Raw genomic sequence first — 12,805 nt, 5'->3', positions numbered from 1 at the left:
CGGCCGCGCTAGACTGCGGGGCATGGATAACCGCACGAACCTGGACGACTACCTCGCGGGGCTGGGCATCAGCGGCGCCGACGAGAGCGAGCTGCCGCCGCCCGCTCCCGACGCCGCCCTGACCGCGCCGCCCACGCCAGGTGCCGCGCCGGAAACCCCCCAGGCCACGCTTGAGCGCTTCTTACGCGGCCTGGTCTCACGCATTGACCCCGACCTCAGCGTGACCGTGCGTGAAACCGAGGACGCCCTGGAAGCCGAGATTACCGGCGAGAACGCCGCCAAGCTGGCCGGGCGCGACGGGCGTACGCTGGGCGCCATTGAGGTGCTGGCCTATACCGTGCTGGCCAAGCACGAGGGCCGCACCAAGGAGCGCGTGCGGGTGGATGTCGGCGGTTACCGCAAGCGCCAGGCCGACACCCTGACCAAACTGGCCGAGCGGCTGGCTGTGCAGGTGGCCAAGAGCGGTGAACCCCACGAGCTGCAGCCGATGCCCGCTGCCGAGCGCCGCGTGATTCACATCGCCCTAAAAGAACACCCCGACGTCATGAGCGAGTCCGTGGGCGAGGGTGCCGCCCGCCGCCTGATGATCAAACCCCGTCACGGCTAGGCCATGACCATCCGCGACCTGCTGCACACAGGCGCGGCGCACCTGGCAGCAGCGGGCGTTCCCTCCCCGGAGGTGGACGCTCGCGAACTGCTGCTGTTTGCCCTGAGCCTCTCGCCCACCGCGCTGCTGACGCGGGGCCAGGAAGACGCGCCTGCCAGCGGGGCCGAACGCTACGCCGCGCTGCTGGCCCAGCGCGCCCAGCGCATTCCGCTGCAACACCTGCTGCCCGAGCTGGAGTGGGGCGGCGTGCGCCTGCGCTGCGACGGGCGCGCACTGGTGCCCCGCCCCGAAACCGAGTGGCTGCTGCACCTGACCTTAGAGGCGCTGCGCGGCACCTCAGCCCCCCGCGTGGCCGATGTGGGCACCGGCACCGGCGCGCTGGCGCTGGGCCTCAAAGCCGCCCGCCCCGACGCCCACGTCAGAGCCACCGACCTCAGCCCTGAGGCCCTGAGCCTCGCCCGCGAGAACGCCGCACTGAATGGGCTGGAGGTTGAGTTCTTGGAAGCTGACCTGCTGACCGGGGTGCCTGGGCCCCTGGACCTGGTGGTCAGCAATCCCCCCTACCTGCCGGATGCGGACCGGGCCGGGGTGCAGCCCGAAGTCGGCCACGACCCGGTCCTGGCGCTGTACGGCGGCCCGGATGGCCTGGACATCGCCCGGCGGCTGGCGGCGCAGGCCGCTGGAGGGCTGAAGGCGGGCGGCTGGCTGCTCCTGGAACTTGACCCCCGCAACGCGGCGACCTTTGCCCAGGAGCTGCGCCGTCTGGGCTGGTCCGCCGACACCGCCCCCGACCTGACGGGCCGCGAACGCTTCGTGCTGGCCCAGCGGCCTCACAGCGGCGCCTAGGAGCCAACGGCGCCCCTCAATGCCGTGAGTCTCGCTGTTTCTGGCAGAGGCTCACGGCATTCGCGTGAATAGCGATTGAGGGTTCCTCTTTCAACCACTCTGGAGGCTGCGGGTCACCAGTCCACACCGGTCTGCGCCCTCTTGTCGGCCAGGGCCTGCCTCACGGCCCGCAGCCGCTGGCCGTGCAACGGGTAGAACGCCAGAATTAGCACCGCCAGCAGCGCTCCGGCGATGGGCGGCACCGTCATGAAAAAGCGGAAGCCGTCGGCAACTCCTTCTGGCTGCGCAGCCAGGCGGGGGTCATAACCGCTGGCGCGCGTGACGGCTCCAAACACCTGCGAGGTCAGGGCGCCGCTGAGGGTCGTGACAAAGCCCGACATGCCGAAATACATGCCTTCCCGGCGCTGGCCGCTGCGCAGCTCGTCCTCGTCAATCACGTCGGCCAGAATCACGTCACCCATCAGAATCATGCCGGCCAGCGCGGCGCCAAAGAGAATCGTGGACACCAGCGCGCCCGCCACCGTCTGCACCAGCGCCAGCGGCAGCAGTGACACGGCGCTGAGGCCAAACGCCAGCATCAGGGTGCCGCGCGGGCCTAAGCGGGGCGCCACCAGCGCGCGCCACGGCCACAGTGCGGCCCCGGCCGTCACGAAAGCGGCGGCCAGCAGAACGGTCGTCACCGCCCCCGCCTCGGCCCCCAGGCTATAGCGCACAAAAAAGCCCATGCCAGTCGCCAGGGTGCCGGTGGCAAAAAAGCGCAGCGTCTGGGCGGCCACCACCGTCAGAAAGGCGCGGTGGCTGAAGGTCGCCCGCAGGGCCTCCAGAAATCCCAGCGGACGCGCCGCCGGGTCGGGCCGCTCAAACAGGGCGCCCAGACCAAACAGCAGCGCCGCGCCCGACAGCACGGCAAACAGCACGCCCATGCCGGCCCAGCCCACCCAGCCGGCCAGCAGTGGCGGCAGCGCCAGGCCGAACAGCAGCCCCAGCGTCTGCACCAGATTCATGCGCCAGGCCACAGCGGTGCGCTCGGCGTAGGTGCGGAACATCTCGGGCAGCAGGGCCAGGTAGCCGGTGCCGACCGCTGTGCCAAAGGTCTCCCACAGGCCCCAGACCACCACGAGGTACAGCAGCAGCGCCACGGGGCTGTCCACCCCGTTAAACGGGGTCATAAACAGCAGCGCGAAGGCCACCAGGCCCGGCAGCCACGCAAAGCGGATGTACGGAACGCGCCGGCCCCAGCGGCTGCGCGTGCGGTCCGACAGGTGGCCGATCAGGGGGTTGTTGGCCGCGTTGTACAGGGCGAACAGGGTCAGGGTGGTGGCGGCCCAGGCGGGGTTCAGCTTGCGGTCATCCACGTAGTACAGCAGCAGGAAACTGCCGGCCTGCGCGGGAATGGTCAGCCCAAAGTTCATGACTGCGTAGCGCCACCGCACCGCGCTGGAGGTAGTGCCCTCCGTCACCACCGCCTCCGCAGCAGCGCGCGCAGGGGCCGGTAGGTCGTCACACGCACGCCACTGGCGGCCAGGATGCCCGGCAGGCGTGGGTCCAGAAAGGCGGCGTGGTTGGCCACCCGCCCCGCCCAGTCGCCAGCCACCGCCCGCAGTTCGGGGGTGTCGCGTGCCGGGTGCAGGATGAAATGGGTCAGGCCCGGTTTCAAGGCCGCGAGCATGCGCTCAAGAATGGGCAGGTGGTCGCCGCCCTCGTCCAGCGGCATCATCACGAACTCGTCCACCAGCGGCACGCCCCTGGCCTCCAGCGCGCGCGTGACCAGCGCCGCGCCCGCCGCCTGCGGAGCACTTAGGCCGCTGGCGTGCCACCCCGCCCGGTCCAGCCGCGGCAGCACGGGCAGCAGGCCCCGCGCCAGGGCCGCCCGCACCGCGCGGTGCAGCAGCGCGGGATGGGCCACCGTGCCCATGTGCGAGTCCACATGCGACACCGGGAGCCCCCAGGCCAGGGCGCGGTCTACCTGCGCCGCTATCTCGCGGCCCACAGCGGCGGGCCGGGCCCCGGCCCAGACCGCTTCGACGGTGCGGTGCAGGTAGCCGGCTTCATCGGTCAGGCCGCCCGCGCCGCCGCTAAGGGGCGCCCAGCGGGCCGCCGTCCACTCGCTCGTCAGGGTCAGGTGAACCCCCAGGTCGGCACCCGGCAACTCGTGCGCCAGCGCCAGCGCCGAGGGCGCCCAGGCACACGGCAGCATCACGGACGCCGACCCCAGCATGCCGGCCCGGAACAGATCGGCGCAGCCGTCCACGGTCGCCTGGCACATCCCCAGGTCGTCGGCGTGAAAGATGACCACGCGGTCGTCGGGCGCGTAGCCCAGCTTCAATAACGCCGGATTGGGAGGCATGGCCAGGGAACCGTCCTTGAAGGCGAAGGGAGAGAGGCGGCGCGGAGGGCTGGCCCAGCATGGCACAGCGCGTCCCCGCAGGGCAAAAAAAGGCCCGCGCAGAACGCGCGGGGGCTAAGGGAAGACCAGGGTTAGTCGTCCGCAGCCTGGTGGTCCTTGACCGGCACTTCGGGGTTGGTCACGAACTCGGTGGGGTCATACAGGTCAAAGCCGATTTCCTTCTCGTAGTCCTGAATCTTGACGTGCAGGCGGCGCACATCGCCCTCGACCGCGCCGTAGTCAAAGGTGTCCCAGATGGCGGTGGTCTTGAAGTTGCCGCCCTCGAAATCCGGCACCTCGCGGGTCTTGCGAATGCCTTCTTCCAGGGCCTTGCGGCTCTCAATACCCATGTTGCGGAACGCCACCTGCACCACGTCGCGCTGAAAGTCGCGCGGCCCGTAAATGCCGGCGCGGTACACCGTCTCGAAGAAGCCTTCCCAGTCCGGCACCAGCGTCGCGGCGGGCATAGAAAACTGGCTGATGACGTTCTTGATGGCGTTGAGGGTACGCTCGGGGTAGTAGTAGAGGTACATCCGCACGCCTTCCAGGAAGAAGTTGTAGTGCGCAGCCTCGTCCACAGCGATGGTCTGGGCGACCTTGGCCAGCACCGGGTCGCTGAAGCCCTGAAGGTGCGGCTTGTCGCTCTTGCCCTGCGCAATTTTCATCATGTTCAGGTAGTTCAGCTGGGTGGCGCGTTCCTGAAACACGGTGTACACGAGGTTGTGAATGGCGTCCGGGAACGGCAGCTCCCAGGTCTGGGACTTCAGCCGCTCCTTGTACTCGGCAATCCACTCGGGGCTGCGCTGGCCACTGAACAGCACGGCGTTTTCCCAGGCGTCGGCGTGCTTCTCTTCCTCACTGCCCCACCGCAACTGAAAATGGCTGCGGCCGTGGCTGCGCCGCACTAGATGCACGAGGTTACTGGTAAAGTCCGGCGCGTACTGCTCCACGGCAAAGAAGCCTTGCAGCACTGTTACCAGTTCGGACGGCAGGTCCTTATTCAGGGCGCGCCAGTCAAAGCTGCGGTCCGGGTTCCAGTTGCGGGTTTCCTGGCTGCGGGCGGTGTACCAGCGGTACAGGCCCAGAAAACCTCGTTCGATCAGGCGGTCTTTTTCGGCATTGCTCAGCAGCCCGGCGGGGGTGCGGGGGCGTTCCTGAAGCATGTTTGGGGGGGTCACATCGGCCACTTCGTTCCTCCTGCCCCGGCCACCACCAGCACACGCCGGGGACGGTACTGACCCCAGAGTAGAGGGGCGGGCGAGGCGCAGCCGTGAAGCGGGACGCGGTTCAAGCTGAGCCAAACTGAAGCCTGCCCTCAGAACCGCGTCAGGTGGGCTGAGCGTTGGGGGTGCGCCGTGTTCAGCCAAAGCGGAGGGAGAGACAGGTCAACCACTGATCTGGCGTTAGAGCCGACCTGTCCCGGATGCCAAGCAGCCGCGGAGCAGACAGAACAGGCCACTCCGGTCAGCGCCCGGTAGACTGCCTCCCATGAGCCTTGTGGGACAGCCCGCCCCCGATTTCACCCTGCCTGCCTCGACGGGCGAGCAGATAACCCTCAGCAGCTACCGGGGCCAGCAGCATGTGGTGCTGGTGTTCTACCCGCTGGACTTCAGCCCAGTCTGCTCTATGCAGCTGCCCGAATACTCGGGCCGGCAGGACGACTTTGCCGATGCCGGCGCGGTGGTGCTGGGGGTCAACCGCGACTCGGTGCATGCCCACAAGGCCTGGGCCGCCGAATACGGGATTGAGGTGCCGCTGCTGGCGGATATGAAACTGGACGTGGCCCGGCAGTACGGCGTGGCCATTGACGAGCGCGGCATCAGTGGCCGGGCCGTCTTTCTGATCGATAAGGCCGGCGTGGTGCGGTACCAGCATGTCGAGGAAAGCACCGGTGCCTACACCGTGCGCCCCGAAGCGGTACTGGCACAGCTGCGCGGGCTGTAAATGGCCCCCAGTGTCCTGAGTTTCATCAACCTCAAAGGCGGCGTGGCCAAAACCACCGCCACCGTGCAGCTGGCCGACACGCTGGCCTTCATGAAACAGAAGCGGGTGCTAGTGCTGGACCTGGACCCGCAGACGAACGCTACCCTGGCCCTCATCGGCGAGGAACGCTGGGCGCAGGCCGATGAGGCCGGGCAGACGCTGGCCCACCTGTTTCTGGACCTGCTTCACGGCACCCAGAGCTTTGACCCGGCGCGGGCCATCGTGCGCGGCGCGAGCAACCTCAACCGCGTGCCGCCCGAACTGATGGCGCAGCTGCCCCAGGACACCCAGTACGGCCGGGTGGACATCCTGCCCAGTTCCATTCGTCTGATTGACGTGCAGGACCGCATGCAGGACATCGCCGCGCGCACCCACTACTCGGTCAACCCCATGGAAGCGGTCAAGAAGTACCTAGCGCCCCACTTTGCCGGGTACGACTACGTGCTGATTGACTGCCCGCCCAACCTGGGTTTTGTCACGCAAAACGGTCTGGAGGTCAGCGACCACTACCTGATTCCTACTATTCCCGACCGCCTGAGCACCTACGGAATCGGGCAGATTGCTGGCCGCATCGGCGAACTGCGCCGGGCGCGCGGCCTGCGCCTGACCTGCCTGGGCGTACTGCTGACCAAGTTTCAGGGCAGCAGCACCCAGCACCGCCAGGGCTTGAGCCGGCTGCCCGGCGATCTGGAACGCGCTTTTGCGGGTACGGGCGAGGCCACTCCGCCCATTCTGACCACCCGCCTGCCGCAGACCAACGCCGCCGCCGAGGCCATGACCCACGACCGCCCGGCCAGCACCTACCGCGACAAGTACGGCAGCAACGTGGTGGCGGGGCAGGCCGCCTACAAGTACGGCCTAGACCTGGCTGACGAACTGGAAGACCGCCTGCGTGGCCTCTCTGTGCGCCGCCCAAGCGCCTTTGACACCTGGGTCAGCGCCATGACCCCGCCCGCTGCCGAGAAGGCTTAAAGCGCCAGCGGGTCCACCAGCAGGGGGTCTTCGGTTTCAAAGGCCTCGGCGTAGCGCGCCCGCGCCAGCGTGCCCCAGTAGGTCAGGCGGGCGCGGCGGCGCTCCACGATTTCGGGCGTCACAGTCTCGGAGATAGCGGCGCCCGCAAATTGACTCTCATGGGCAAGCACGGCGGCGGCCCAGGTGTCCTGCACCGCCTCGACATCCACAAGCAGGGTGGGCCGAATATCGGCGTTGCCCTGGTACAGCAGCACTCGTGAAACCCGGTGCGGCTCGCCGGTCAGGTCGGCCTTTTTCAGCTGGGCCAGGTGAACGGCACGTTTGCTCAGGTGGTAGGTGCCGAAATGGTCCGGGTGGCGGTCATGGTGGTGCGGCACGACCAGCACACGGGGCCGCACCGCGCGCAGGGTGGCGGCCAGGGCGTGCGCGGCCTCCAGGGTGTCGCGCAGTTCGCCGTCGGGCAGGCCCAGCTGGCCACGCCAGGCCAGGCCCATGATGTCGGCGGCGCGGGCGCATTCGGCCACCCGCACCTCGGGCGTGCCCTGGGTGCCCCGCTCGCCGCGTGACAGTTCCAGAATGCCCACGGCCCGCCCAGCCTGGGCCAGCCGAATCAGGGTGCCGCCCGCGCCGATCTCGGCGTCGTCGGGGTGGGGGGCCAGACACAGCCAGTCCAGAGGACGGACCTGCCCAAAAATGGTGTCAAAGGGGCGCGCTGGGCTGCTCACGGGCCACAGCATAGGCTGCGGCGCGCCTTGACACCCCCCGGCCCCCTTTCTATACTCTTTGAGCTTGCCTGCCGATGTAGCTCAGGGGTAGAGCAACTGATTCGTAATCAGTAGGTCGTCGGTTCGAATCCGACTCTCGGCTCCAGGATAAAGACTCCGCCCAGTGCGGAGTTTTTTCGGTTCTCGGACGAAAAAAATAAACACCGCCCAGAGTTAGGCGGCGTCTTGGTGGGTCAGAGGAACCAGAATGACCAGTTCGCTGCTGCTCGCGCGTCCGTATTTTCGTAAATCCTAGAGGTGGACGCCTCCCTCAAGTGCATAGGTACATCGTGGTCTGCACAGCACGGCCGTTTCGGGCCAGAACAGTAAGGATAACAGGCCTTCCCCTACCTGTCAAGGACTGGGACGCTCCTGCACCTGGGCAGGCGAGCCGGAGAGGCCCAGGTGGCCGCGCGTTTCGATCCAGTTCACGGCCAAGCCCGCCAGGATGGCCCAGAACGCCGCGCCGATGCCCAGAGGCGCGATGCCGCTCAGGGTCACGACCAGAATGACCGGCGCGGCCAAGCTCCCCGCCCGCGCCCCCTGGAAGGCCCCCTGTAAGCTGCTGCCCATCGCCGCCAGCAGGGCCAGGCCAGCCAGCGCCGCCAGCGCCTGCGGCGGCAAGATGCCCATCAGGTGCAGGAAAGTGCCCGCAAACAGGCCCACCAGAATGTTCAGGGCGCCGGCCCAGACGGCGGCGGTGTAGCGCTTGCCCGCGTCCGGGTGCGCCTCGGGACCACTGACGATATTGGCCAGCAGGGCGCCCAGCGTGAGGTTGTGGCAACCAAACAAGGCCGCGCCGATGCTGGCCACGCCGCAGGCCCGCAGGACCGGGCCGGGTGCGGGCTCATAGCCGTTGGCCTTCAGGACCCCGAAGCCCGGCACGAACTGACCGGTAAACGCCAGCAGCGTCAGCGGCAGCGCCAGATTCAGGGTGGCGTGCAGGCTGAACTGCGGCCACACGAACTCCGGGCGGGTCAGAGCCAGCGGCACCGGCGAGGGGTGCCACAGCCCCAGCGCAGCGCTGGCCAGCACGCCGGTCAAGAGCACGCCCGCCACCGCCCAGCGCGGCGCCAGCTGCCGCAACACGAAGTACGCCGCTATCATGGCGCCCACCAGCGCCGGGGTGTCGCCAAACGCCTGCAAGGCGCGGAAGCCAAACGGCAGCAAAATAGCCGCGTTCAGCGCAGCGGCCAGCGGCGCCGGAATGGCCTGCAACGCGCGCGTAAGAGGCGCGAAGGTCCCCAGCAGCAACACCAGGGCGCCCGACAGCAGAAAGGCCCCCACCGCCTCAGCGAAGGGAATGCCCGGCAAGGCCGTCACCAGAAAGGCGATGCCCGGCGTACTCCAGGTGGTCAGGATGGGCATGCGGGTGCGCAGGCTCAGCACAATGCCCGTCAGGCCCGTAAAGATCGCGTGCGCCCACAGCCACGACATGGCCACGCCGTCGCTCAGGCCAGCGGCCTGGGCCACCGCGTAAATCAGGACGTTGGGGCCAGCCCAGCCAATCACCACCGTCACCAGACCGGCCAGCACGGCGCTGGGGTGGGTGTCGCGCCAGAAGGCCGCCGGGCGGGTGGGCAGGGTGGTCATGGCCTCCAGTGTGCCCCTACATTGGCCTGATGGGCAGGGGCAATGGCCTGAGAATTGGCCCGCTCGCCTGAAGCCATTGGCCTGTAGGCTAGACACATGCCCGGCTCCGACCCCGCCGCCGACCTTCCCCGCTGGACCGCGCTGCTGGCCGGCTGGCGTGCTGGTGAGGGGCCGCTGCCCATTCGATTGGCCGCGCAGATCCGCGCCGCGATTGAGCGGGGCGAACTCAGGCCTGGTGACCGCCTGCCTGCCGAGCGCCCCCTGGCGGCCCTGCTGGGGGTGAGCCGCGCCACCGTGGTCACGGCCCTGGATGACCTGACGGCCGGCGGCTGGCTGCGGCGACGGGTGGGCAGCGGCACCCGCGTCTCGGCCACCGCGCCGCGCGCCGCCCCGGTGCTGACCCTGCGGACCCCGGTGGGCGGCGCCCAGCCGGCCGAACTGGATTTCACCATCGCCGTGCCCCTGCTGTCGGACGCCCAGCGCGAGCAGCTGCGTGACGCCAGCGCCGACGCCTTCCGGGAGAGTGTGTATCACCCCCATGGCCTGCCCGACCTGCGTGCCCGCCTGGCCGAGCTGTACACCATAGAAGGGGGCCTGCCCACCACCCCAGAGCAGGTCGTGGTGACCAGTGGCGCCCAGCAGGCCATCGCCCTGATTGCCGCCACGCTGCTGCGCCGGGGCGACGCGGCCCTGCTGGAAACCCCCACCTATTTCGGGGCCATTGACGTATTCCGGGCGGCGGGCGCGGCGCTGGTGGGGGTGCCGGTGCTGGGCGGCGGCCTCAATCCCGACACGTTCATGGCCCTGGCGCGGGAGCATGGCCCCCGACTGGCCTTCCTCACCCCCACCTACCAGAACCCCACGGGCGGGGTCCTGCCGCTGCGCGCCCGCGAGCGCCTGGCCGCCTTCGTCCAGCAGGCGAATCTGCCCACCATCGAGGACGACACCCTGCTGGACCTGGGCTTTAGCGGCGACCCGCCTCCGCCCCGCCTGGCCGCCCTCGCGCCAGCGGCGCCCATCATCACCGTTGGCTCTCTGTCCAAACTGTACTGGGCCGGGCTGCGGGTGGGCTGGATGCGCCTGCCGCCCGGCCTGGCCGCGCCCCTGGGTCAGGCCAAAACCCTGGCCGATTTTGGCGGCAGCCTGCCCGCCCAGCACGCCGCCCTACACCTCCTGCGCGACCCAGAGGCCCTGCGCCGCCAACGCCGCGAGGCCGTAACGCCCGCCCGCGACCTGCTGGCGACCCTGCTGCGCACCGAATTGCCCGACTGGACCTTTGAGCTGCCCGGCGGCGGCCAGTTTCTGTGGGTCACCCTGCCCACCCCCGAGGCCAGCCGCTTCACCCACCACGCCGCCCGCCACGGCCTGCGCCTCTTTCCCGGCGCGGCCATGAGCGTGACGCCGCTGCCCGATCAGTACCTGCGCCTGCCGTTTACCCTGGACCCGGCCCGGCTGCCCGAGACAGTGCACCGCTTGAGGGACGCCTGGGTGTCATTTCAGGGCCGGAGCGGCTCAGAGCGGCTGGCGTGAGGGGGCCGTAGGCAGTGGGTTGTGGGGAGTGGGAAAAGATGGGAGGGCCGGGTCAGTCAGCGGCTGACCTGGCCTGCCAGCCGCGTTTTTCCACCTGACGCAGATCAGGGTGGGCGGCGAGCGTCAGCAGATAAGGCCCTAGCCTGAGCAGTTCAGTGTCGTCCTGGGCGCCGGTCCATGAGGTCACCTTGACCAGATGACCGTACCCGCAGGCGTAATTGCTTGCCAGGTCATCCACCACCAGAATGCGGGACCGGGGGTAGCGCGCCCGCACCCAGCCCGCGCGGAACTTTCGGGCCGGCTTACGTGGGTGCAGTTCGCCAGTTTCGCTGCGCCGCCACGCACAGCGGTCACGCGCCCACAGAAAGACCGCCTGGCCGCGCAGGTCAAAGCCTGTGGCCTGCCGCGTAGCGTCCAGCCCGCACAGCATCCAGTCCTCGCTGGCGGCTGTCCAGACGGCCAGGTCGTAGCCCTGCGACACTGTGTGCAGGAACTGCCCCAGAAAGGGGCGCAGCCCGAAGCGCACGCCGCTGAGGGCCGTCTGGTCCGGAACGCCGTGCCACAGCGTTTCGTCCAGGTCCAGCACCAGCAGCGGGCGGGGCAGCGGGGCCGTCATGGCGCAGCGGTCACGGATGGAACGGCACGCTTACGCCCCGTACTTGTTCAGTTTCAGCGCATTCGCCATCAGCAGCGGCATCACGTCGGTGCCGCGCCGCAGACCCAGGCTGCCCTTCTGCGCCTCGTCCTCGGTGTAGCGGGTGGCCACGTCCCTCCGCCCGTACTCGCTGCGAATCAGCAGCGGCACCGGGTGCCAGGAGTGGGTCGCCAGTTTGCTGGGCGTGCTGTGGTCGCCCACAATGGCCAGCACATCCGGGTTCAGGGCCAGCAGCTGCGGCAGCAAGGCGTCGAACAGCTCAATCTTTTTGACCTTGGCGGCAAAATCGCCGTCCTCGCCGGTCGAGTCCGTTTTCTTGACGTGAAAGTAGAAGAAGTCGTATTTGGCCCAGTTCTCGGTCAGGGCCTGCACCTTGCCGTCCAGGGCGTCCTCGTGGCCCTCAACGGCCAGCACGTCCATCCCCACCAGGCTGGCCAGCCCCTTGTACATGGGGTAGCTGGCGATGCAGGCCGCGCGCAGGCCATACGCCTCGGCAAAGGAGGGAAAACGCGGCACGTCGCTGTACCCCCGGAACAGGACCCCGTTCACCTGCGGTTCGGCGGCCAGGGTCGCCTCGGCGCGGGCCACGAAGGCGTTGACCAGGGCGGCGGTGCGCGCACTCGCCTCGTCGTGGGCCTGGGCAGTCATGGGCTGCACGCCGGTGGCCTGAGGGTCCACATCGCTGAGGTTGGCCCCCAGGGGCGCCCCGCCCGCCGCCCGGAACACCACGACAAACCGGTGTTCGCTCTCGGTGTAAATCTCAACTGGGGTGCCGTCCAGGCTGGGGAGAGCGGCACGCAACTGGGCCACAATGTCGGCGTTCTTCTCATCGCTGGGGCGCCCAGCGCGGCGGTCCAGCACGATGCGGTTCTCGCCCAGGGTGGCGAAGTTGCCGCGCACCGCCACGTCGCCGGCTTCCAGCTTGACGCCAATCCCCACCGCGCTCAGGGCGCCGCGCCCCACCACGTAGCGCAGCGGGTCGTACCCGAAGAGGCTCAGGTGCCCCGGCCCGCTGCCCGGCGTGATGCCCGCCCCCACCAGCTCGATCTGGCCCAGCTGGCTCTGCGCGGCCAGCGCGTCCAGGTTGGGTGTCTGGGCGGCGGCCAGTTCGCTGTCGCCATTCACAGTCATCGGCAGGCCGCCCACGCCGTCCAGCACCACCATCAGAATCTTGCTGTCGGTTTTCTTGGCCAGGTCGCGGATGGTGTCGAGTTGGTCATGCATGGGGGCAGTGTAACGCTGGCCTCAAACGGGGCGGTCAGGCGATATGGGCAGGCGCGGGCGACCGCAGGTCAGCGAGGCAGTGACTTGTCGGGAACGGTCCATGTGCGTTCTACGGAATAGCGATGATTCGGCAGAAGACCACTGCAGGCGCCAAAGAGGGGGGCGAAACGGCGGCGCAGCGCGAGCAACACCAGCGGCAGCCCTGTAGCCAGAGGAGGCCAGACCACTGTCCTTCCACTCTGCCC

The 12,805-nt window shown here is 68.9% G+C and carries 12 protein-coding genes and 1 tRNA gene; 6 read left to right on the top strand and 7 right to left on the bottom strand.

Translation table 11 applies throughout. The annotated features are described in order from the left end of the window. The first annotated feature begins 22 nt into the window (after positions 1 to 22). Together GO986_RS14270 and prmC are read left to right on the top strand one after the other, a co-directional pair. Positions 23 to 607 (top strand): Jag family protein, encoded by a 585-nt coding sequence (locus GO986_RS14270; RefSeq protein ID WP_157459982.1) that lies wholly within the window; start codon positions 23 to 25, stop codon positions 605 to 607. 3 nt (positions 608 to 610) lie between these two features. Then, the gene (prmC, locus tag GO986_RS14265; RefSeq protein WP_157459981.1) at positions 611 to 1,453 is read left to right on the top strand and encodes a peptide chain release factor N(5)-glutamine methyltransferase; all 843 of its coding nucleotides are present in this window, start codon (positions 611 to 613) and stop codon (positions 1,451 to 1,453) included. Positions 1,454 to 1,566: 113 nt separating this feature from the next. Here the strand turns inward: prmC and GO986_RS14260 are convergent, their stop codons facing one another. From GO986_RS14260 to GO986_RS14250, 3 genes are all read right to left on the bottom strand, one after another. Continuing rightward, positions 1,567 to 2,913, bottom strand: a complete 1,347-nt coding sequence (locus GO986_RS14260) for an MFS transporter (protein ID WP_369409382.1) — start codon at positions 2,911 to 2,913, stop codon at positions 1,567 to 1,569. Then, complete coding sequence (locus GO986_RS14255; protein WP_157459980.1) at positions 2,910 to 3,800, bottom strand: polysaccharide deacetylase family protein; 891 nt, start codon at positions 3,798 to 3,800, stop codon at positions 2,910 to 2,912. The genes GO986_RS14260 and GO986_RS14255 overlap by 4 nt, the downstream gene beginning before the upstream one ends. A gap of 131 nt (positions 3,801 to 3,931) precedes the next feature. After that, a complete protein-coding gene (locus GO986_RS14250) occupies positions 3,932 to 5,026 on the bottom strand; it encodes an acyl-ACP desaturase (protein WP_369409381.1) in 1,095 nt (364 codons plus the stop codon). A 301-nt stretch (positions 5,027 to 5,327) separates the two neighbouring features. On the opposite strand from GO986_RS14250, the gene GO986_RS14245 reads away from it, so the two are divergent. Both GO986_RS14245 and GO986_RS14240 read left to right on the top strand, forming a co-directional pair. Then, positions 5,328 to 5,783: a peroxiredoxin gene (locus GO986_RS14245; protein WP_157459979.1), complete on the top strand. Its 456-nt coding sequence runs from the start codon at positions 5,328 to 5,330 to the stop codon at positions 5,781 to 5,783. Further along, a complete protein-coding gene (locus GO986_RS14240) occupies positions 5,784 to 6,794 on the top strand; it encodes a ParA family protein (RefSeq protein ID WP_157459978.1) in 1,011 nt (336 codons plus the stop codon). Here the strand turns inward: GO986_RS14240 and bshB1 are convergent. After that, on the bottom strand, positions 6,791 to 7,519 hold the full coding sequence (gene bshB1 / locus GO986_RS14235; RefSeq protein ID WP_369409380.1) for a bacillithiol biosynthesis deacetylase BshB1: 729 nt from the start codon (positions 7,517 to 7,519) through the stop codon (positions 6,791 to 6,793). The two genes, GO986_RS14240 and bshB1, sit on opposite strands and share 4 nt — an antisense overlap. A 70-nt stretch (positions 7,520 to 7,589) precedes the next feature. Between bshB1 and GO986_RS14230 the strand changes: the two genes are divergently transcribed. Next, a tRNA-Thr gene (locus GO986_RS14230) sits at positions 7,590 to 7,664 on the top strand. A 248-nt stretch (positions 7,665 to 7,912) separates the two neighbouring features. Here GO986_RS14230 and GO986_RS14225 read toward each other — a convergent pair. Continuing rightward, the gene (locus GO986_RS14225; RefSeq protein WP_157459976.1) at positions 7,913 to 9,151 is read right to left on the bottom strand and encodes a benzoate/H(+) symporter BenE family transporter; all 1,239 of its coding nucleotides are present in this window, start codon (positions 9,149 to 9,151) and stop codon (positions 7,913 to 7,915) included. A gap of 96 nt (positions 9,152 to 9,247) precedes the next feature. Between GO986_RS14225 and GO986_RS14220 the strand changes: the two genes are divergently transcribed. Continuing rightward, a complete protein-coding gene (locus tag GO986_RS14220; protein WP_157459975.1) occupies positions 9,248 to 10,681 on the top strand; it encodes an aminotransferase-like domain-containing protein in 1,434 nt (477 codons plus the stop codon). A 52-nt stretch (positions 10,682 to 10,733) separates the two neighbouring features. Here GO986_RS14220 and GO986_RS14215 read toward each other — a convergent pair whose 3' ends face one another. Both GO986_RS14215 and GO986_RS14210 read right to left on the bottom strand, forming a co-directional pair. After that, positions 10,734 to 11,297 carry an HAD family hydrolase gene (locus GO986_RS14215; RefSeq protein WP_157459974.1) on the bottom strand — a complete coding sequence of 188 codons (564 nt, stop codon included), beginning with the start codon at positions 11,295 to 11,297 and terminating at the stop codon, positions 10,734 to 10,736. 30 nt (positions 11,298 to 11,327) lie between these two features. Continuing rightward, a complete protein-coding gene (locus tag GO986_RS14210; RefSeq protein WP_157459973.1) occupies positions 11,328 to 12,560 on the bottom strand; it encodes a 2,3-bisphosphoglycerate-independent phosphoglycerate mutase in 1,233 nt (410 codons plus the stop codon). Between the last annotated feature and the right edge of the window lie 245 nt (positions 12,561 to 12,805).

This window comes from Deinococcus arboris (genome assembly GCF_009755355.1).
Lineage (GTDB): Bacteria > Deinococcota > Deinococci > Deinococcales > Deinococcaceae > Deinococcus > Deinococcus betulae.
Note: the sequence above shows the minus strand (reverse complement) of the source record. Positions and strands in the feature narration are given on the sequence as shown.

Coding starts and splice junctions, on each gene's coding strand:
- GO986_RS14215 (WP_157459974.1), bottom strand. CDS start 11,297: ATGACGGCCCCGCTGCCCCGCCCGCTGCTGGTGCTGGACCTGGACGAA.
- GO986_RS14255 (WP_157459980.1), bottom strand. CDS start 3,800: ATGCCTCCCAATCCGGCGTTATTGAAGCTGGGCTACGCGCCCGACGAC.
- GO986_RS14220 (WP_157459975.1), top strand. CDS start 9,248: ATGCCCGGCTCCGACCCCGCCGCCGACCTTCCCCGCTGGACCGCGCTG.
- GO986_RS14245 (WP_157459979.1), top strand. CDS start 5,328: ATGAGCCTTGTGGGACAGCCCGCCCCCGATTTCACCCTGCCTGCCTCG.
- GO986_RS14225 (WP_157459976.1), bottom strand. CDS start 9,151: ATGACCACCCTGCCCACCCGCCCGGCGGCCTTCTGGCGCGACACCCAC.
- GO986_RS14240 (WP_157459978.1), top strand. CDS start 5,784: ATGGCCCCCAGTGTCCTGAGTTTCATCAACCTCAAAGGCGGCGTGGCC.
- GO986_RS14210 (WP_157459973.1), bottom strand. CDS start 12,560: ATGCATGACCAACTCGACACCATCCGCGACCTGGCCAAGAAAACCGAC.
- prmC (WP_157459981.1), top strand. CDS start 611: ATGACCATCCGCGACCTGCTGCACACAGGCGCGGCGCACCTGGCAGCA.
- GO986_RS14270 (WP_157459982.1), top strand. CDS start 23: ATGGATAACCGCACGAACCTGGACGACTACCTCGCGGGGCTGGGCATC.